12 protein-coding genes are annotated in these 19,818 nt (G+C 69.1%); 8 read left to right on the forward strand and 4 right to left on the reverse strand.

Going from position 1 to position 19,818, the window contains the following annotated elements; translation table 11 throughout:
* Window positions 1-111: 111 nt before the first annotated feature.
* Window positions 112-4,737 (reverse strand): S8 family serine peptidase, encoded by a 4,626-nt coding sequence (locus tag ABZ818_RS21470; RefSeq protein ID WP_361416726.1) that lies wholly within the window; start codon window positions 4,735-4,737, stop codon window positions 112-114.
* Between the two features lie 594 nt (window positions 4,738-5,331).
* Between ABZ818_RS21470 and ABZ818_RS21475 the strand changes: the two genes are divergently transcribed.
* Complete coding sequence (locus tag ABZ818_RS21475; protein ID WP_361416729.1) at window positions 5,332-5,835, forward strand: hypothetical protein; 504 nt, start codon at window positions 5,332-5,334, stop codon at window positions 5,833-5,835.
* Window positions 5,836-5,939: 104 nt separating this feature from the next.
* On the opposite strand, the gene ABZ818_RS21480 is transcribed toward ABZ818_RS21475, so the two are convergent.
* From ABZ818_RS21480 to ABZ818_RS21490, 3 genes are all read right to left on the reverse strand, one after another.
* Window positions 5,940-6,923 (reverse strand): TIGR01777 family oxidoreductase, encoded by a 984-nt coding sequence (locus tag ABZ818_RS21480; RefSeq protein WP_361416732.1) that lies wholly within the window; start codon window positions 6,921-6,923, stop codon window positions 5,940-5,942.
* Window positions 6,924-7,221: 298 nt separating this feature from the next.
* Window positions 7,222-9,504, reverse strand: a complete 2,283-nt coding sequence (locus ABZ818_RS21485; protein ID WP_361416735.1) for an alpha-L-fucosidase — start codon at window positions 9,502-9,504, stop codon at window positions 7,222-7,224.
* Window positions 9,505-9,536: 32 nt separating this feature from the next.
* Window positions 9,537-11,744, reverse strand: a complete 2,208-nt coding sequence (locus ABZ818_RS21490) for a family 20 glycosylhydrolase (protein ID WP_361416738.1) — start codon at window positions 11,742-11,744, stop codon at window positions 9,537-9,539.
* Between the two features lie 447 nt (window positions 11,745-12,191).
* Between ABZ818_RS21490 and ABZ818_RS21495 the strand changes: the two genes are divergently transcribed.
* The 7 genes from ABZ818_RS21495 (at window position 12,192) to ABZ818_RS21525 (ending at window position 19,648) form a co-directional block, all read left to right on the forward strand.
* Window positions 12,192-13,181 (forward strand): alpha-L-fucosidase, encoded by a 990-nt coding sequence (locus ABZ818_RS21495; protein ID WP_361416741.1) that lies wholly within the window; start codon window positions 12,192-12,194, stop codon window positions 13,179-13,181.
* A gap of 48 nt (window positions 13,182-13,229) precedes the next feature.
* Window positions 13,230-13,811 (forward strand): sugar O-acetyltransferase, encoded by a 582-nt coding sequence (locus ABZ818_RS21500; RefSeq protein WP_361416744.1) that lies wholly within the window; start codon window positions 13,230-13,232, stop codon window positions 13,809-13,811.
* A gap of 10 nt (window positions 13,812-13,821) precedes the next feature.
* Window positions 13,822-14,379 (forward strand): TetR family transcriptional regulator, encoded by a 558-nt coding sequence (locus ABZ818_RS21505; protein ID WP_361416747.1) that lies wholly within the window; start codon window positions 13,822-13,824, stop codon window positions 14,377-14,379.
* Window positions 14,380-14,723: 344 nt separating this feature from the next.
* Window positions 14,724-15,740 carry an MASE1 domain-containing protein gene (locus ABZ818_RS21510; RefSeq protein ID WP_361416750.1) on the forward strand — a complete coding sequence of 339 codons (1,017 nt, stop codon included), beginning with the start codon at window positions 14,724-14,726 and terminating at the stop codon, window positions 15,738-15,740.
* Between the two features lie 172 nt (window positions 15,741-15,912).
* Window positions 15,913-16,035 carry a hypothetical protein gene (locus tag ABZ818_RS21515; RefSeq protein WP_361416753.1) on the forward strand — a complete coding sequence of 41 codons (123 nt, stop codon included), beginning with the start codon at window positions 15,913-15,915 and terminating at the stop codon, window positions 16,033-16,035.
* A 148-nt stretch (window positions 16,036-16,183) separates the two neighbouring features.
* Window positions 16,184-16,624: an Lrp/AsnC family transcriptional regulator gene (locus tag ABZ818_RS21520; RefSeq protein WP_361416756.1), complete on the forward strand. Its 441-nt coding sequence runs from the start codon at window positions 16,184-16,186 to the stop codon at window positions 16,622-16,624.
* Window positions 16,625-16,690: 66 nt separating this feature from the next.
* Complete coding sequence (locus ABZ818_RS21525; RefSeq protein WP_361416759.1) at window positions 16,691-19,648, forward strand: aminotransferase; 2,958 nt, start codon at window positions 16,691-16,693, stop codon at window positions 19,646-19,648.
* Window positions 19,649-19,818: the final 170 nt, after the last annotated feature.

Raw genomic sequence — 19,818 nt, forward strand, 5'->3', positions numbered from 1 at the left:
CATCCTGATCCCACTCCCGCCGCGGGCCCCCCCCCCCGGCCGGGGGCCGGGCCGGGGGGCCACGGGTCGCGTCCCTCCCAGCACCGGATCGGCCTGGGAGGGCGTGGCGCGCTAGCTGACCACGAAGGTCGTGGTCCCGGTCGACGTCGCGTAGGAGCCGGTCGGCTGGTAGGTCGCGACGACGTCGTACGTGCCCGCCGTGGCGATGGCCGGCATACGGTAGTCGGCCTTGCCGCCGCCGAGCTTGACGATGCCGGAGTACGAGGCCCCGCCGCCCTGCCGGACGATGTGGACGACAACGGTGCCGTTCACCGGCCCGCTGCCGGCGGAGGTGACCTGGACCGAGATCTTCGGCTTGTCACCCACCTTGATGGGCGCCGGCGTCGTGAGGGTGGTGCGCGTCACGACGACATCCGGCGGCACCAACGCGCTGGTGCTGGTGCGGTGGACGCCACCGGTGTCGGTGCCGGCGTAGACGGCCTTCCCATCCGGGCTGACCGTGAGCGAGCGGATCGACATGGCGTTGAGACCGGCGCCGGCCGGCGTCCAGGTCCGACCTCCGTCGGCGCTCACGAATGCTCCTGACCCGTTCGCCGTGAGCCCGTGCGGTCGCCACGCCGCACTGCCGGCGACCAGCAGCGGCGCACCGGCCTTCGGCCCGTCCGGTACCGTCACGCCGACGAGAGCGACCATGTTGGCGTACGAGTCCGGAATCGTGGCGTCGGCGAAGGTCGCCCCTCCGTCGAAGCTGACGGCGACGCCTGGTTGCTTGCCAACGACCACGTGGCTGGGGTCAGCGGGGTCGACGTACACCGACTTGACCGGCGTGGTGGTGAGCTGCTTCTCGGTTTCGCCGTCGTCGTCGGTGCGGTAGAGGCCGTCATCCGTTGCCAGCCAGATCCGGTCGACGTTGGTGGGGTCGAACAGGATCTGGTTGATCCGCCGCCCGTCGGCGTGGGTGCGCCAGGTGGCGAAGCCGTCGTGGGAGACCATGAACCCGGCGTCGCTGATGGTGCCGTAGGAAACCGCGACGGTCTGCGGCTTGATGGGCGACACTGCGAGCGCAAACGGAGTGAACTCGGCCTTCGGTCCTACCTTGGTGAGGTTGGCGTCGGTCGCGTCGAGTCCGCCGGTCTTGATCACGGCGCCACCGGTGGCGTTGTTGCCGATCGCCCACACCTTGCGGTCACCAACGGGCGACTGCGCGACCTGCCTCAACTGCGCGCCGATCAGGCCCTCGTGGCCGATGGACCCCCAGTCCTGGGCGTCAGCGGAGAGGGCGCTCAGCGCCCGCACGTGCATGCCCTCGCCGTCCACCGCGCGCAGCACTGGACTGCCGTCACCGGCGGTGCCGACCGAGACACCGGTCACAGTGGTTGCGGAAATGCCCGACTTGGTCCACGTGGTGGCGTCCTGGGTGTGGTAGAGCCCGGCGCCCTCCATCGTCATCAGCACATCGCTGGCGGGGCGGCCCGGCCAGTGGTCGACGTCCATGGCGACCGGGCCACGCACCGGCAGTGGGTGCGACGTCCAGGTTTCGCCACCGTCCGTGCTCGTGCTGAACGAGCTCAGCCCGTTGAGGTAGATGGAGCCATCGACGGCAGCCATGGACGTGACGTAGCCCTGTCCGCTGGGGCCCTTGTCGGTCCACGTCGCCCCGTGGTCGGACGAGACGATCGCGTTGCCATTGAAAGCGACCCCGACTGCTGCGTTGTCGTCGGCAGCCATGGTCCTGACGAACTGGGAGGAACCCTTCGGTGTGAAGGTCCGGACGACCTCGGTACCGCCGCCCGCCGCGTCCGCCACGCGGTAGATGCCGTTGGAGGTCGACACGAGCAGGTCACTGCCGGAGAAGGCGGCGCCTGTGACGTTACCGGCCCAGCTGGCGGGGATGTGGCGCCATGTCTGCCCGGCGTCGGTGCTCAGGTAGGCCCCGTCGTCGACGATCGCCGCGAGGGCCGACCGGTGGCCGACCAGCTTGCTGATCGCGACGTCGGGGAACGGCAGCACGGTCCACGTCTTCCCGGCGTCGGGCGTGTGCACGATGCGTCCGTGATAGCTCGGGTCCAACACCGCCCTTCCCGCAGCGCTGTTGAGCGCCACGAAGAAGCCGCCCGGCTTCGACGTGTCGGCCACCGGGATCCCCCATCCGTCGGCGACCGGCATGCTCCGGACGCGGGTCCAGGTCTTGCCGTAGTCGGTGGTCACGAAGGGGTTGACCCCGGTCGGCGCCGTCGCGAGCGCCGTCCCCGGAGCGCCGGGCGACATCGCGACGGACTCGCCGGTGCCGAGAAGGCCGACCTGCTCCCAGTCGCCGGGCTGGTCTTTCCGCTCGGACTGGATGACCGCGTCGCCGGTGAGCGTGCGGCCGCCGACGGTCGTCTTGGCGTGCAGGCGGTAGGTGCCGACCTCGCCGAGCGGCACGGCTCCGCGGAACCAGCCCGGGTTGTCACCCACGGCCGTGAGCGAGGTCGTGGACGCGGCGCCGGACGGCGCGGTTGTGGTGAGCGTCATCGCTCCGTCGGGCGCCATCGGGGAGTAGACGAAGACCTGGCTCTGCCCGGTGGCGGGCGAAGGAGTCGCCTGGATCTGGAGCGGACGCACGTATGCGGCATACGGCACCCGGACGGTCGTGCCGTCCGAGACGGTGCCGACCAGCACGCCGGAGGTCTCGCCGTCGGTGGTGTCGATGGTGGGGTTGACGGTGAGCTCCACCGACGTGTCGCGGCCCGCAGCGACGGTCACCTTGGACTTCGACAGGGTCGCCTTCCCAGTGCTGGCGTCGGATGCCTGAACGGCCAGGTCGATGGTGACAGCGGTGGCTGCGCTGTTGTGCAGGACCACTGTCTCGGTGGGGTTGCCCCTGCCGGACATGTCGGCCAGGCCGAACGAGACGGCGTCGGGGGCGGCGGTGACGTGCTGGTCGACCGCTGCGGCGACGTCGAGCTTGCCTGCGCCCTGAGCCGACGGCGAGGCCTTGGCGTCGCTGGACGCCAGGGGCTGGGCGCTGCCGATCAGCGCCGCGCGGACCTGTGTGGCCGTCTCCTCAGGATGCGCCTGGACCATCAGTGCCGCCGCGCCGGCGACGTGGGGCGAGGCCATCGAGGTGCCAGAACTGCGGTACTGATTGCCGTCGACGTCGAACGACGACGGGATGTCGGACATGATCTCGAAGCCCGGGGCGACGATCTCCGGCTTGAGCGTCATCGCATCGCTGGGGCCCCGTGAGCTGAAGCCCGCCAGCTTGTCTGTCTGGTCGGTTGACCCGATGGTGGCCTTGGCGGTGCCGGCGAGCACCTGTTTCTTGAACGTCTGGTAGAGCCCCGAGGAGATGTTCATCATCACCAGGCTCTTGCGCCGCAGGTCGAATCCGCCGTTGTCGAGCACGCGGGTCTGCCCGAAGATACCGCCGCCCTGGCCGGGGTCGGTCGGACTCGTGCCGTACAGCAGTACTCCGGCGGCGCCGTGCTGCTCGGCGATCGTGGCTTGGGCGAGGTGGTAGCCGAGCACATCGCCGAGAGACGTCACCGGGTAGCTCCGCATGACGACGATGTCTCCGGTGACATCTCCCGCGGCGGCATACCCCGCCTCGGAGCCGTCACCCACGTCAACCAACTTGGCACTGATGCCACCTGATGGCGCGTTTGCCGAGAGCGGGAATCGCGTGACGTCGAGCTTGCGCGGGGTGTCACCGTCGAGGGTGAGGGTCGGGACGCTGACGCCGGTGATATCGGCACCGACCGCGATCACGCCGGGCGCGGCGGCCGGCGTACTGATGGTCTGGCTGTTGGGGCCGGCGTTGCCCGCGGCCGCGACGACGATGGTGCCCTGCTGCACGGCCGCGGTCGTGGCGCGCCCGACCGGGTCCGCGCCGTCGCCAGGCATACCCAGGCTCATGTTGACCACGTCGGCCGGGTGGGCGCTGAGCGGGTCGGTGGCGGCGTCCAGGGCCAGCAGCAGGTTGGCGATCGTGCCGCTGCCGCCGCGGTCCATCGCCTTCCATGCGGTGAGGGTCACGCCGGGCGCCATCCCGGTGAGGTTCGCGCCGCCCGCGCCGATGGTACCGGCCACGTGGGTGCCGTGGAGGTTGTCGTCCATGGGGTCGTTGTCGTTGTTGACGAAGTCGTAGCCGTCCACGACACGGTGTCCGGGTCCGAAGCCTCCACCCAGGTCGGGGAGGCTGTAGTCGATGCCGGTGTCGATCACGGCCACGGTCACGCCGTCGCCCTTGACGTGGGCGCCCTTGGCGTCGGTCTTCTCCCAGACCTGGGGCGCTCCGGTCGCGGGGATGTTCGCTTCGTTGAGGATGTGCGCGGTGGCGTCGACGGTGACCCGCGAGATGCCGGGGGTGCTTCGCAGCTTCGACAGCGCTGCGGGGTCGACCTCGGCCACGACGGCGTCGAGCACTCCGGTGACGCGATGATGCCTGTTGAGCTTGACGCCGGCCGCGCTCAGCCGGCTGATGACGGCATCCTGCTGACGCTCGACGGTGGCCTTGGCGCCCGCGTACTCGGCGTGGAAGTTACGCCTCGCCGCCTGCGTCAGGTTGCCGTGTGAGCGCGCCACCGCGGCTGGGCCGACGACGCCTGTGGCAGTCGGGCCGTCGAACTCGACAATCACCTTGACCTGGCGACCTGAGGGGGCCGCCGATGCTTCCCCAGGTGGCAGCGCCAGCGCGGCTGGGACGATCGCGCCGGCCGCGATCGCGGCCAGTCTTCGACGGGATATGTGAGACAAGGTGAGACCTTCCGATTCGCTTCGGGGGTTCCACCTGTTCTAGCGCGAGCGATTCGGGCAGCAACGAGATTCCTGTGGCACAGGTGGGACATGTCGCAACGGCGACAGCCGGCCCGCCGACTCTGGGAGTACGACGGGTCGGGCAGGTCGGACGGAACGGGCGTCGCCCGGCGGCCAGTGTGATGCGTCGGAAATCGCGGGCTCAAGGCCGCGTCCTACATGGTCAGTTGGCAGTTGTGCCGGCCATGGGGAGCGGACGGTGGGGATGGATCGTTCCGGACGGACTGTGGGAGACAGCGAGGCCGTTGCTGCCGCCGGCTCGCGAGTAACTCATCTCGTCGAGCACCTGGCGATGAGTACGCTGCCGCGGCTGCATCACGAGCACAACGCGTCGGTCACGCTCTCCCTCACGGACTTCACCGCTTCGGGGAGCACAGCGCAGGTGGCGGAGTTCCTCACCCGGGTCTGCGAGGCCCTGTCCGCGCTGCCGCTGGACGGCCCGGTACTCAAGGCGGGCCCGGCCTGGTTCCCGGCCGACGCACCCGGTCCCGGTCTGGCCTTCCACGGCGATCTCGATGACCCAAGGCCCTGCGGATGGCGAGCGCCGGAGTCACCGAGGAGGAACTCGCGGAGGAGCTGGCCAGGTTCCGCGAGGTCTGGCTCGACCCGCGGTCGGCGTCCTCCGAACTCGGCGAAGCGGCCGCGTGTCTGCTGCTCGGGGTCGACTATCAGGACGCGCCGACACGGCTGGACGCCCTGGCGAAGGTCACCCCGGAACAGGCAAGGCAGGCGTTCACCTCCGCGCTCGCCACCGCCCTGCTCGTCGTCCCGTGCCATGTGGAGGCGGCGCGGCGGCGGCTCTCTCACCCAGGAGATCTGCTCCACCACGCGTGTGTTCCCGCCGGACGGCGGGTGTTCAAGCCCTCGCTGTTCAAGCGGACCGTCCTAGCTCAGGGTTGGGACAGACTCGCTCGCGTGATCCCCCATCTGCGGACGCCGAGTTGCGGCAGGACGGCGACGCTCCTGGCCCGCTGCCGCAGGCTGGCCGAATCAAGCACCCAACGAAAAGGCGGTAGGCGTACCGACGCGCCGCGGTAGGAGTCGTCGGCGTTTCCCGGTCTTGCTTCGGGTCCCGGACCCTCTGGGGACTCATGGGGCCCGGCTTGAGTCCTGTCAGGTTCTGGTCCACTTCTTGTGGTCGTCTACCCGGCGTGGCTGGATTCACGGGCCCGACTCGAGGCCGCACGAACCAGCCTGGCCCGCCGTACGAGGGACGTAGCGGCCCTCTCCCACTCGGAATACGCGAAGGGGAACCCGGCCTCACGCAGCCGACCCGGCACCACTCGACGGCTCTTGAGCAGCAGTTCCGTGTCCGAGCGCAGCGCGAAAGCCCCCAGCTCGGCCATCCAGCGCGTCGCCGGCAGCCCCACCGGGATGCCCCAGGCCGTGCGCAGCGCCCGCATGAAGTCGCGGTGCGGGAGGGGGCCGGGCGAGGCGAGGTTCACCGGCCCCTCGAGGTCGTCCCGGGAGATCAGGAACTCCACCGCTCGCACGAAGTCCTCGTCTTGGATCCAGGAGACGTACTGCGCGCCGCCGGCCACCGGCCCGCCCAGCCCGAGTCGCGTCAGCCGCGACAGTACGTCGAACACACCGCCCCGATCCGGGCTCATGACCATCGCCGAGCGCAGCGCCACCTTGCGGGTCGCGGGAGTCGGTGCCTCGGCCTGCGCCCGCTCCCAATTCTCCGCGATCTCGACGCTGTACGCCCAGTAGTCCGGCACTCCGGCCTCCGAGCCTCCGACCACCCCGGTCGCCTCGTCGTGTGCCGCGTCGAAGCGGTGGGCGTAGACCGTCGCCGTACTCATCTGCAGCCAGACGCGCGGTGGCCGCGACGCGGCGGCGATCGCCTCGCCGACCACGCGCGCCGAATCCACCCGGGAGTCCATCATGGCTCGCAGGTTCTCGGCGGTGTAACGGCAGGAGACGCTGCGCCCAGCCAGGTTGATCACGACATCGCAGCCGTCGATCGCCGCGGCCCAGCGGCCGAGCGTAGCCCCGTCCCATGCGATGTCGTGCGCCCGCACGGGACGCCGGGTAACCACCGTGACCTCGTGGCCGGCCGCCGTCAGTGCACGGTCGAGAATCGTGCCCACCTGTCCGGTTCCCCCGGGCAGCACTACCTTCATCGAACCCCCTCGGCTCCGCTCGGCATCAGCGTAGCCCTACTTTTTGAACGCGTTCAACATGGGGGTCCGGTGTACGTCAGGGCAAGGCGGCAGACACAGGCGGGCGGATTGGCGTTCACACGGGGCCGTGATGTTCGGTCACGCCAACAGGATTCGTTTGCGTAGAAGTTCGAATCCCGCGCGGCCGAACATCTGGCAGCGGGAGCGAGGCCTCGGTCCGTTCGGCGCTGTCACCGCGCGCCGTGTCCTCATCGCCGACGAGCGATGAGGACACGGCGCCTGGGTCATCCCTCCTTCGTCAGCTTGCCGGCCGTCCGCGCACCTGGACCTCGGCGAGCGACAACGGGTCGGTCGAGGAGGCGAGTTGGACGCGGACGTACCTGCCGGTGGTGCCCTCCGGGAGCTGCACGGACGTGGGGCGTCCGCCCTGCCCGGTGACGTGGACCGCCGTCACGCCGGGCGTGGACCGGGCCGCGTCCAGGCGGTCCGCCGTGATGGGCTGGTCCGATGTCATGACCCAGAAGTCCCGGAGCCGGTTGGCGCAGCAGTCGGTGCGGTTCCAGATGTCGACCGTGGACAGGCGGGATGCGGTGCCGAGGTCCACCTGCCACCAGGCCTGGTCGGAAGGTTCCGCCGTGTGCGTCACGGACCTGGCGGAGAAGTTGCCGTCGGTGTTGCCGTCCACGGCCCGTGAGGCGGGTGCGTCCCAGGCCGTCGACTTCTGCGTCGCGGGCCGGCCCAGGGCGAGGTTCTCCAACGCCACCGTCACCTGGAGGGTTGCGGTCGTCGTCAGGCGCCCGTTGCGCAGCGTGACCTTGATCGGGTACGTCCCCGGTGCGCTGTCGGAGGGTGCCGTCACCGTGAGCGGGATCCGGCTCTCGCCCGCCCCCTGAAGCGGGGCGACGCGGATCGTGCCGGGGGTGACGGCCCAGCCTGCCGGTGCGTCGAGGGTGATGTCCGTCTGCGGTGCCCGGCTGCGGGACGTGTTGGTCACATCGAGCGTCCCCTGGACGGTCTGGCCCGGATGCACCTCCTTCGGCAGATCGGCGCGCGTACGCAGCAGGGTGTGGACGCCTGGCGTGCTGATCTTGAAGACGTAGGCGTACTTGCTGCTGGTGGCCGCGGGACCGGCGGCCGGGGTGTCGACAACGACGCGTCCGGCGGAGTCCCGGTGCCAGGGGAGTTCCGCTCCGTCCGAGCCGAGCAGCGTGATGCGGGTGCTGTGGTCGGCCGGGACGTCCGGACCGAGGGTGAGGTGGTCGCCCGGCCAGCTGAGCGCGGTCGCATAGAGGGCGCCGTCCTTGACCGTGTAGCGGACGTTGTCACCGCCGGCGGGTTCCTCGGCGTGGTTCCAGTACGTCGTGCCGTAGATGGCCTCGCCGTTGGTCTTCAGCCAGGCGCCGATGTCCCGGAGCCGCTGCTGCTGGAGTTCGGGGATGGTGCCGTCGGCGCGCGGTCCGATGTCGAGCAGCAGGTTGCCGTTCTTGCTGACGATGTCGACCAGCGAGTCCACCAGCTGATCAGAGGTCAAGTAGTCGGCTTCGGTCTCGTTCTGGTTGTAGCCGTAGGAGTGCGCGATGCCGCGGCTGGCTTCCCACTTGACCGGGTCGATGTCGGGCTTGACCGTGTACTCGGGCGTCTGGAAGTCCAGTTCCGTGCTGTCCAGCTCACCGGTCTGGATCTTGCAGCGGTTGGCCACGGCGACGTCTTTTGGCTGCGCGCGGTCCTTCGCCTGGTTGTAGAAGTGGGCGATGACGGGCGCCGTCTTCCAGTACGAGGCGGGCTTCTCCCACTGTCCGTCGCACCAGAGGATGTCGGGGTCGTAGTTGTCGATGAGCTCGCGCATCTGCGGCGCCATGTAGTCGTCGACGTAGTCGGCGACCTGCGGCGCTCCGGTGTAGGGCACGGTGGCCCCGGTGTAGGGATTGCGCACCGGCTTGCCCGTGTACGAGGGGTTGTACCACTCGTACAACGAGTAGTAGAAGCCCGTCTTGAGCTTGCCGTCCTTGCGCGCGGCCTTGAACAGATCGCCGGCCAGGTCGCGCCCGGGTCCCAGGTCCACGGTGTCGCGGCCGCTGACCTTGCTGTCGAAGAGGGCGACACCCTCGTGGTGCTTGGAGGTCAGCACGAAGTACTTGGCGCCCGCATCGTCGAACAGCTTGACCCAGGCGTCCGGGTCGAACTTCTCGGCCTTCCACTGGTTGATGAAGCTGTCATAGGGGGTGTCGGCCCCATAGGTGTCGCGGTGGTGGGCGTTCGTGGGGCTGCCCTGAGAGTTCATGTAGTTCCAGTACCACTCGGCGTAGCTGCCGCGTGGGCCCCAGGCGGGCACCGAGTAGGCGCCCCAGTGGATGAAGATGCCGAACTTGTCGTCGTTGAACCACCGGGGCGTGGGGTGGCTGTTGAGCGAGGCGACCGTGGGCTCGTAGTCGGGCTGCGGCTGCGTCACCGCCTGCTGTCCGGGCCTGCTCGCCGTGGGCGAGGCCCCGATGGTGGCGGCGATGGCAGCCAGCGCGGCCGCGCAACTGGCGACGGTGCGTCTTGTGCGGCGTCCACGGCGTCTGTCATGTTGCCGGATCACTATGGTTCCTCCTTGTTCGTCAACGTTCGCGGTCAAGGGCGGTAGTCGGCGTAATGGGCCTGGACCTGACCGGGATCAAGTGCTTCGTCCCAGGTGAAGAGCTCGTCGAGGTCTCCGCGAAGGCTTGCCTGCGGGGTGCCGATCGAGCGCAGCGGCAGCGGCACGGAGGCGTCGACGGTACCCACGCGCGTGCCGTCCGCGTACAGCGTGGTGTGCCCGGGTTCGGTCACCCAGGTCAACTGGACCCACTTCCCGAGGGGCAGGGTGTAGTCGAAGCTGTAGTCGGCTACTCCGTAGCGGGTGAAGCCGACCTTGCCGGTGCCGTACTGCTGGAGCTTGAGCGCGCCGGTGCGCGAGCTGAGCAGCACCTGGTCGCTGGTGCGTCCAGAGAGCCGGACCCAGGTCGACACGGTCCACGGCTCAGCCACGTCCAAACCGCCGAATCCCACGCCGTCGCGGTCGCTGTCGAACCGGAAGGCCTGGCCGCGTACTCCGTCGTTGATCAGCGTCGGGTTGTTGATGATGTACGAGGTACCGGGCAGGTCACCAGCGAGGTCCTCAGCCATGATCGTGTTCGGCGGACGGCTGGCGTAGGTCCAGCCACTCGGGTAGGGCGCGGAGTCGAAGGTCCAGTGGTGGCTGGGGCGGCCGTCGCCGGTCCTGGGCGGCTCGGGCGCGGTCGTCACGCCGGGCGGGTCGCCGATCTCGGCCACGTGGGCACGGAAGTCGCTCAGAGTGTCGGTGGGGGCCGAGGCGTTCCATGCCCGGTCGGCCAGGATGGCGCGGCCCGCGGCCATGTTCTGCTCGAAGTAGCCGTCGGCGGCCCAGAAGTTGTAGTCGGCCCAGTTCATCAGCCCGGAGCCGAGCATGTCCGAGGCGGTGCTCGGCGTCCAACCGCCGTACATCCAGGACTCGTTCGGATAGAGGTTGTGGTAGTTGTTCGGCGTCACGTAGAAGGGTCCGATGGCGATCTCGTCGTGGTTCGGGATCACAGGTGCGGTCCCTGTCCCCTCCCAGGTGAGGAAGACCACCGAGGAGTGCACCGACTGCTGCGGTGCGGCGAGGTGCTCGGAGCCGTTGTAGACCGCGGTGCGTTTGCCGTGGCGGGTCACGACGTCGTCGAGGGCGTTGATGTACGCGTTCAGCGCGTCGCCCATCGTGGTGACCGTCGGATCGGCGTCCAGGTACCGCTTCAGCCGGGGGCAGTTGGCGAGTTGGCCGGGCAGCTCGTCCGCGCCGATGCTGAACAGCGGCGCGTCGAACCAGCCCGCGAACTCGTCCACGATGCTCCGGGTCACCTGGAGCGTGCGCGGGTTGGTGAGGTCGAGGATCCAGTCCGGCGTGAGGTGGGAGTGCGTGTGCGCCCCGGTGCACGGGTCGGGCCCGTCGCCGAAACCGATCCCGAACGCGTTGCTGATCACCGTCGCGTGTCCCGGGACGTCGATGCCCGGCATCAACTGCACGTGCTGCTGGGCGGCCACCGCCTTCAGCCGCTCGATGTCGGCGCGGTCGTAGCTGTGCGCGGGATCGGCGAGCCCCGGGAACTTGCGGCTGAACAGCCGGAAGCCCTCCGCGTCCGAGAACTGCAGGAACAGGGTGTTGAGCTTGAGGTAGCCCATCCTGCGGATGAGATTCTCGAGGTAGTCCGGCTGCCAGTACTTGCGACCGGCGTCGAGCATGACCATGCGCACCTGCTGGGCGGGCCGGTCGAGGCCGCGGCCGCGCGGTACGGCCCGGTGCTGCGGGTCGGCCCGCAGCATCTGGAGCAGCGTCCTCGTTCCGTAGAACAGTCCGTGGGTGGAAGCTGCTTCGACACGGATCGCGCCGGAGCTGGCGAACCGGTAGCCCTCGGCGCCGAGCGCGGTGTCGTCGGCCAGCCCGAGCAGGATGTCGCCGTCGGCCGGATCGCGCTCATCGCTCGTGACGCGTAGCCGCAGCCCTGTGACCTGCTGGATCTCGGCACGCAGCGTCATGGCGAGTTCCTGCACCGTCTGCCGGGCCGGTCCCGGCAGCTCCGCGCTGCCCGCCTGGGTCCGCGTGCGCGAGCGCGCCCGCGGGTCCACGACGATCCGCGAGTCGGCGGTGAGGGAGACGGAGCCGCCCAGACCGCTCCAGGCCGTCGGTCTCGGGACAACAGGCGGCGGATCGGCTGCCGACCCGTCTGCAAGCGCGGGTTGCCCGCCCAGAGATCCGATGACTACCGCGAGGACCAGCGCAAGAATGACCGATATTCGGCGCACAGCCGCCTCCTGGGGCAGATTGATTGGACGAAGGTAGTCGTGGGGTGTGGCTGCTACAAGAGGGTCGGTGCGTGAAGATGACGTAAAGTCGCGGGATCCGCGCACAATCACGCACCGGACGACCATCCTCGGCTCGCCTTCCGGCACCTCCGGATTTCGGACCCAGGTCCGGTACGCGGCCGTCCCGCTCGGGGCGGCCACGTACGACCCGGGCGGTGCGTGAGCCGGCGGCGTCAGCCCTCTTCACGCGGCCGCAGGTTGATCTTGGTCGACAAACCCATCTCCCAGGAGCTTCATCTCTCCCTGGACACCACCCCGGCGCCAACTGGCCAGACTCTCAGCCAAGTTGGAAGCGGCTCGCTGTCACGGCCAACAGCCCGACGGGTCAACGGCGCGAACTACGGGCAGATCACCAACGGAATTGGGCCCAGGACTGAGGAGGATCACATGGCAGCACTCCAGGCCTCTGCAGGTGGCCTCAAGTGGTACCGCGAAGCACGGTTCGGCATGTTCGTCCACTGGGGACTGTACACACTGCACGGACTGGGCGAGTGGAACATGTTCGAGGCCCGCACATCCCGGGAGGAGTACTCCCGCCTCGCGGATGACTTCACAGCGCCAGGCTTCGATGCGAAGGCCTGGGTGAACCTGGCCGAGGAGGCGGGGCAGCGCTACATCACGGTCACGACGCGGCACCATGACGGCTTCTCCCTCTACGACACGGCACTGTCCGACTACAAGATCACCAGGACACCGTTCGGCCGTGACGCGCTGGCCGAACTGGCCCAGGCCTGTGCAGAACGAGGTCTGAAGCTTGGCGCCTACGTGTCACTGATCGACTGGCACCATCCAGCGTTCCGCTTCCGCACTGAGTCGAGGATGGCGTGGGAGGACTATCTGGTGTTCCTCCACGGCCAGGTCGAGGAGGTGTGCACTCAGTACGGCGAACTCGCCCAGGTCTGGTTCGACGGTGACTGGCCCGGATCGTCTTGGCACACGGACCACCGAGACTGGTTTGCTCCCGGGGGCCAGTACGGCTATCCCGAACTGTATGACATCGTCCACCGGCTCCAGCCCGATGCCGTGGTCCTCAACAACCGCAAGTCCGTCCCACTGCCACCTGGGGAGGATGTCCAAGGATTCGAGAACGACCTGCCTGGCGAGAACACCGCTGGGTTCAACACTGCAACCGTGCTCGACGGGCCCAAGGAAACATGCTTGACCATGAATAGGACCTGGGGCTACGTACCCGACGACGACGCGTACAAGACGGTGGATGAGCTGGAGTCGACCGTACGACGGGCCTGGGCTGCCGGCAGCAATCTGCTGCTCAACGTGGGCCCCCGGGCGGACGGCGTCATACCCCCGCGTGAGCAGGATCTCCTCCGGGCGGTCGGAGCGCGTCTGCGCACCGAGCAAGTCGCCCCATCTGCCTGACCGGGCGGGAGTGTACGTTCGTACACTCGTAGAGGTAGGGTGACGCGCATGCAGATGGACCACTCGGCACAGGATCCGCGCACGAACCTGGAGCGCATGCAGGCGGGCGATCTCTACATCGCCGACGATCCCGAGATCGCCCGCCGCCAGCAGCGAGCCGTCCGCCTGGCCGCCCGCTACCAGGCCGCCTACGCCGAGGACTCCGACGCCGCACAGCCGCTGCTGCGCGAACTGCTCGGTTTCCTGGGTGAGCAGGCCCATCTGCGTCCGCCGCTGCACGTCGACTACGGCAGCAACATCACCGTCGGAGCGCGCACCTTCGTCAACTACAACCTCACGGCGCTGGACGTCGCGGCCATCACGATCGGCGAGGACTGCCAGATCGGCCCCGGCGTCCAGTTGCTGACCCCGACCCATCCGCTGGAGCCGCAGCCGCGGCGCGACAAGCTCGAAGCCGCCCAGCCGATCACCATCGGCGACAACGTGTGGATCGGCGGCGGCGCCATCGTCCTGCCCGGAGTCACCATCGGAGACAACTCCGTCATCGGCGCCGGCGCCGTCGTCACCAGGGACGTGCCCGCGAACGTTGTTGCCGTCGGCAACCCCGCCCGCGTGGTGCGGAGCCTGTGAGCCTGCCGCCATGGCCACCGGATACACCGACCCCCAGCGCCGCGCACGTATCCTCGACGCCACCCTCGACCTCATCGCCGAGGAAGGCATCGCCCGCGTCTCCCACCGGAAGGTCGCCGCGCGCGCCGGTGTCCCCCTGGGATCCATGACCTACCACTTCAGCGGCATGGACGAGGTGCTGCGTGAAGCCTTCGGTCGGTTCACCGACCACATCGTCGCCGTGTTCGACGACCACCTCTCCGTTCCGGCCGACCCCGGCCAGGCCCGGCAGGCGGTGGCCGACCTCGTCCACTCGCTGTCCGAAGGCGACGGGCGCGACCTGGTACTCACGCAGGAGCTGTACACGCTCGCCGCTCGCCAGCCCGCCTATCGGGAACTCACGCATGAGTGGATGCGCCGCAGTCGCGTCCATCTGGAGAAGCACTTCGACGCGGACACCGCCCGCCAACTCGACGCGCTCATCGAAGGGCTGACTCTGCACCGAGCGCTCTCGCGCCAGCCGCACGACCGCGCCCTGACGCTCGAAGCGATCACCCGCATCACCGTATCCGGGGAGCGTTCCCGCTGACCGCCCGTGCGGCACGAACCTGACCGGTGCCGCGCGGGCTTCCCTCCCGTTCCGCTTCCCCGACCGAAGACCGCTGCGATCAGACCGCCCACGGGCCGGGCTCGCTCATGGCTTCGTCGGTCTCTTGCCTCCGCCGGCGTGCGGTGCGCGGTCCGATGGTGTGGCAGGGGTGGCTTCCGACCCAGCCGAAGCGTGACGCCACCAGCAACGCGACCTGCCGACGATGGCGGCCAGGTCGCTCCCCCGAAGGATGCACACTGGCCCGGCGGCTCGCCTGGTGTGGTGGATCCGGCAGGGCCAGCGGACGATGGACAACGGAGCAAGGCCGAGGGGAAGACTTCCCGATGACTGTTGCGAGCCGCGACAGGCTCCGGCGCGGTGGCCTGCGGGCCCTGCAGATCGTCGCCGTTGCTGCGCTGTACTACGCCTCCGGCAGGCTGGGACTCCTCCAGCAGCTCGTGCGTGGCCAGGTCACGCCGCTGTGGCCGCCGACCGGCATCGCCCTGGCCGGCCTGCTCCTGATCGGCCTGCGGGTCTGGCCCGGGATCGCGCTCGGCGCCCTCCTGATCAACATCCCACTGGGACCGTCAACCCCCGCCGTGCTCGCCATCACGACAGGCAACACACTCGCACCCCTCATCTCCTACGCGCTCCTTCGCCGCACCGGCTTCCGCACCCAGATGAACCGCCTCCAGGACGCCCTCGCACTGGTCTTCCTCGGCGCCTTCACCGGCATGCTCATCAGCGCGACCGTGGGCAGCAGCACCCTGCACCACGCTCACGCGCTGCCCCCCGGCGGATTCTGGCTCACCTGGTGGATCTGGTGGACCGGCGACGCCATGGGCGTCCTGCTGGTCGCGCCGCTGCTGCTCGTCCTCCGCTCGGGCCACTGGCCCAAGGACACACCACCATCCAGATGGGCGGAGGCATCGCTGCTCGTCGCGGCCACCATCGTCGTCGGCCTCCTCCAAACCTCCCGCGCGCCGCTGCTCTTCCTTGGTTTCCCGCTGCTGACCTGGGCAGCCTTCCGCTTCCAGCGCGCCGGAGCCACGCCCTGCGCGCTGGCCGTATCCACCTTCGCCATCCTCGCCGTCACCCGCAGGACAGGCCCGTTCGCCGGTCACACGCTGATCACCAACATGATTTCACTGCAGGCCTTCAACGGCGCCGCCGCGCTGACCGCACTGCTGCTCGCCGCGGCCATCACCGAGCGAAACCAGACCCAGGCAAAGATCGAACAGGCCTGCAAGAGGCTCGCCGAGATGGTAGCGAAAACCGCGCCAGACACTGGCGGCCCGCCAGCGCTTCCCGGCGCCCAGGGCGAGAGAGAGGAGAACGGCGGACAGAGCCGACCGTCATGATCAATCAACAAGTGCCACAGGGGACCGCGAAGCCTCAATCCAGGGAGCCGCCACCCCGGAAAGGGTCACGTGAAGCTTGACCCCTCTTCCCCCCTCGATCTGGTGGGGTTGTGATGCGGCGGACTTCAGCGCTGGAGTCGGACGTCGGCGCGATGACGTCACCCCAGACACGATGATCGCCGAACTCGATGACCGCGACCGACTGCTGCTCGCCGGCCGCATGGGCGTCCATGCGCTCGGCACTCCCGGCGCCCGCCGGCGTCGGCTTGGCCAGTCGGCATGGCCGGGAACCTGACAGGGCTTCGACGCGCCCACAAGAGCCTGCGAGCCAGGATCCGCTCGATTCTGTCGTCAGCACACTTGATTCGAGCGGGATAATCCGTCATCGTGCTTGAAACGACTACACGACTTGCCGTTCATGCACCTGACGTGGGGGGTCCTTCATGGACGACATCGACCGCGCCATCCTGCGGGAGCTGCAGGTCGACGGTCGCATCCCCTACGCCGAGCTGGGGCCGAAGGTGGGACTGTCGCCCTCGGCCGCAAGGCACCGGCTGCAGCGATTGATCGACACCAAGACGGTCCAGATCGTCGGGGTGACCGACCCGATGACCATGGGCCAGCAGACGGTGGCGCTCCTCGGCCTGCGCGTCGAAAGCGATTCCCGCGCGGTGGCCGATGAACTGTCCCGGCATGACGAAGTCGTGTACACGGTCCTGACCTCTGGCCGCTATGACCTGTTCGCCGAGGTCGTACGCGGCCGCCCTAGTGATCTTCTGGACTTCATCAACGACGTCGTACGGGCCATCGAGGGCGTCACATCGGTGGAGGCCTTCCCCTACTTCGCGATTCACACCCACCGCTTCTTGTGGGAAGTCGACTAGAGGCATCCGAGCATCCGCGCCGGGCCTGCCCACACCACGCTCCACCCACCAGCCGAGGAATCCCGCATGCCGCACGACGAGTACCGCACCATCGACTTCTTCGCTCAAGGCGCTCTCCCCGCACCCCAGGTGACACTGGCTCAGGCGGAGCACATCGGCACCCGACACCTTGGCATCGGCGTGCGTGCGCAGGCGCTGGGAAGCCAGCAGGACGCCAACTTCCTGCTGCACGGCGACGATGGCACGGCCTTGGCCATTCTGAAGATCGCCAACCCCGCCTTCGGCCCTACGGAGATCGAAGCCCAGGACACCGCCGCCGACGTGATCTCTGCGGCTCACCCAGAACTGCGCGTCGCCACCGTCCTGCGTCGCCCCGACGGCTCACCGCAGTGCACGACGGTGGACACCGAGAGCGGACCGGCCATCGCGCGGCTGATGCGATACCTGCCCGGCGGTCCGCTCTCGGGACCACGGCACCTGTCCCCGAGCACGGTGGCGGCCATGGGCACGATCGCCGGAAAGGTCAGCACCGCCCTGCGCGACTTCCACCACCCGGGCCTCAAGCGCGTTCTCCAGTGGGACCTGCGGCACGCCGACCGCGTCGTCGCCAAGCTCGCAGAGCACATCGACGAGCCCGAACGGCGCGCCGCCGTTCAGGCCGCGACCGCCGACGCCTGGGCGCGGGTCCAGAAGCTTGCCGCCGCGCTGCCGTCGCAGGCGGTGCACCTTGACCTCACCGACGACAATCTCATCTGCTCTCCCGACAGCCGCCTGCCCATGCCCGACGGAGTCATCGACTTCGGTGACGTGACCACGAGTTGGGCGGTCGGCGAACTCGCCGTGTCGCTCTCCTCGATGCTCCACCACGACGGGGTCGAGCCCCATCACGTGCTGCCCGCCGTCCGGGCCTTCCACGCCGTTCGGCCGCTCTCCCCGGAGGAGGCGGAGGCGTTGTGGCCGCTCGTGGTCCTGCGCGCGGCCGGCCTGGTCGCCAGCGGGCGGCACCAGGCCGCCGTCGACGAGGACAACACCTACGCCAAGGCCGCGCTCGACCGCGAGTGGCACATATTCGAGCAGGCCACCCGCCTGCCCCTTCCAGTGATGGTCCACCTCATCAAGGACGCGATCGGCCTGGCCGACGTGTCTGCCCACTCCGATTCACCGGCGCACTTCCTGCTGCGCGGCCTCGCCGCCGACGACATCACCCTCCTCGACCTGTCCACCGGCGCCGACTCCATGGACCACGGAGCCTGGCTCGAAGCCGGCACCGAGGACCGGCTCTCGGCCGCCGCGCTCGTGGACGGAGCAGCCGCGGTGGCCACCCGGTACGCGCATCCACGGCTCACTCAGGCTCCGGCATTGTCAGCCGCTTCCGCTCCCACGGTGCCCACCGGCATCGACCTGTGGCTCGGCCGGCCGGTCGTGGCGCAGGCCCCCGCCGCGGGGAAGGTCCTCGCCACAGCACCGGGCCGTGTGGAAATCACCTACGGCCCGCAGGCACTGACGTTGACCTTCTCCCGCACGGTTCACCCAGTGGTTTCCACCGGCTCGACGGTCCAGGCGGGCGACGACCTCGCCCATCTCCCCACCGGAACCTCGCTCCACCTCGCGCTGCGCAACGCCGACAGCCCTTCCGTCCCTCCGTCAGTGCGCCCCGAATACGCCGCTGGCTGGCTCGCGCTCACCGCAGACCCCGCCCCGCTCATCGGTCTCCGGGCCGCCGGCCGTGCGCAGGACAGGGACCTGCTCGACCGACGTGACGCCGTGTTCGCGACCGTGCAGGAGCACTACTACGCCGAACCTCCCCGCATCGAGCGTGGCTGGCGTCACCATCTGCTCTCCACCGACGGCCGCTCCTACCTCGACATCGTCAACAACGTCACCCCGCTGGGCCACGCGCACCCCCGCGTCGAGCAGGCGGTCTCCCGGCAGTTGCGACGGCTCAACACCAACTCGCGATTCCACTACGCCTCGGTGGTGGAGTTCACCGAACGCCTCGCCGCCCTGCTGCCCGAGTCCCTGGACACGGTGTTCCTGGTCAACTCCGGTTCCGAGGCAGTGGATCTGGGCCTGCGGCTGGCCATCGGTGCCTCCGGACAGCACGACGTCGTCGCACTGCGAGAGGCATACCACGGCTGGACCTACGCCTCCGACGCCATCTCCACCTCCCTCCAGGACAACCCGAACGCCCTGGCAACCCGGCCGAGTTGGGTCCACACCGTGGACTCGCCCAATTCCTATCGCGGCCTGCACCGCGGGGCAGATGCGGTGTGCTACGGGCCCGAAGCCGCCGCGGTGATCGACGAGCTGGCCGCCTCCGGTCGCCCGGCAGGAGCCTTCCTCAGCGAGACCTTCTACGGCAACGCCGGTGGAGTGGCCCTGCCCGACGGCTACCTCGCCGAGGTGTACGCGGCGGTCCGCCGCCACGGCGGTCTGGCCGTCGCCGATGAGGTCCAGGTCGGCTACGGCCGCCTGGGTCACTGGTTCTGGGGCTTCGAGCAGCAGCAGGTCGTCCCTGACGTCGTCTGTGTCGCCAAGGCCATGGGCAATGGGCACCCCCTCGGCGCCGTCATCACGTCCAAGTCGGTTGCGGACCGGTACCGCGACCAGGGTTACTTCTTCTCCTCCACCGGCGGCAGCCCGGTCTCCAGCGTCGTGGGCCTCACCGTCCTGGACACCCTGCGCGATGAGGATCTCCAGGGCAATGCGGTGCGCGTCGGTGGCCGTCTGAAGAGCCGGCTTGAGGCATTGGCCGACCGCTACGGCATCATCGGCGCTGTCCACGGCTCGGGCCTCTACCTCGGCCTCGAACTCGTCCGGGACTGCGTCACCTTGGAACCCGCCACGGAAGAGACCGCCGAGCTCTGCGACCGCATGCTCGACCTCGGCGTAATCGTCCAGCCCACCGGTGACCACCTCAACATCCTGAAGATCAAGCCGCCGTTGTGCATCGACGCCACCGCGGTGGACTTCTTCGTCGACATGCTGGACCACGCCCTCGCCCAACTCGGCCACTCCCGCTGACGTCGTACGCCCGGAGGCCGGATCTGACGCCGCCTCCGAGATGCGTGCCGGCCCGTCGGCGTAGCCGTCGTCGTCTCCGGCAGGCTCGCACCCGCGACGGCGGGTACGGCACCCACCTCGGAAGGCTGCTCGTCCAACGGTGTGTGTGACATCAGTCCGGGTCCGGATGT

The organism is Streptomyces sp. NPDC047453 (genome assembly GCF_040643155.1).
Taxonomy (GTDB): Bacteria; Actinomycetota; Actinomycetes; order Streptomycetales; family Streptomycetaceae; genus Streptomyces.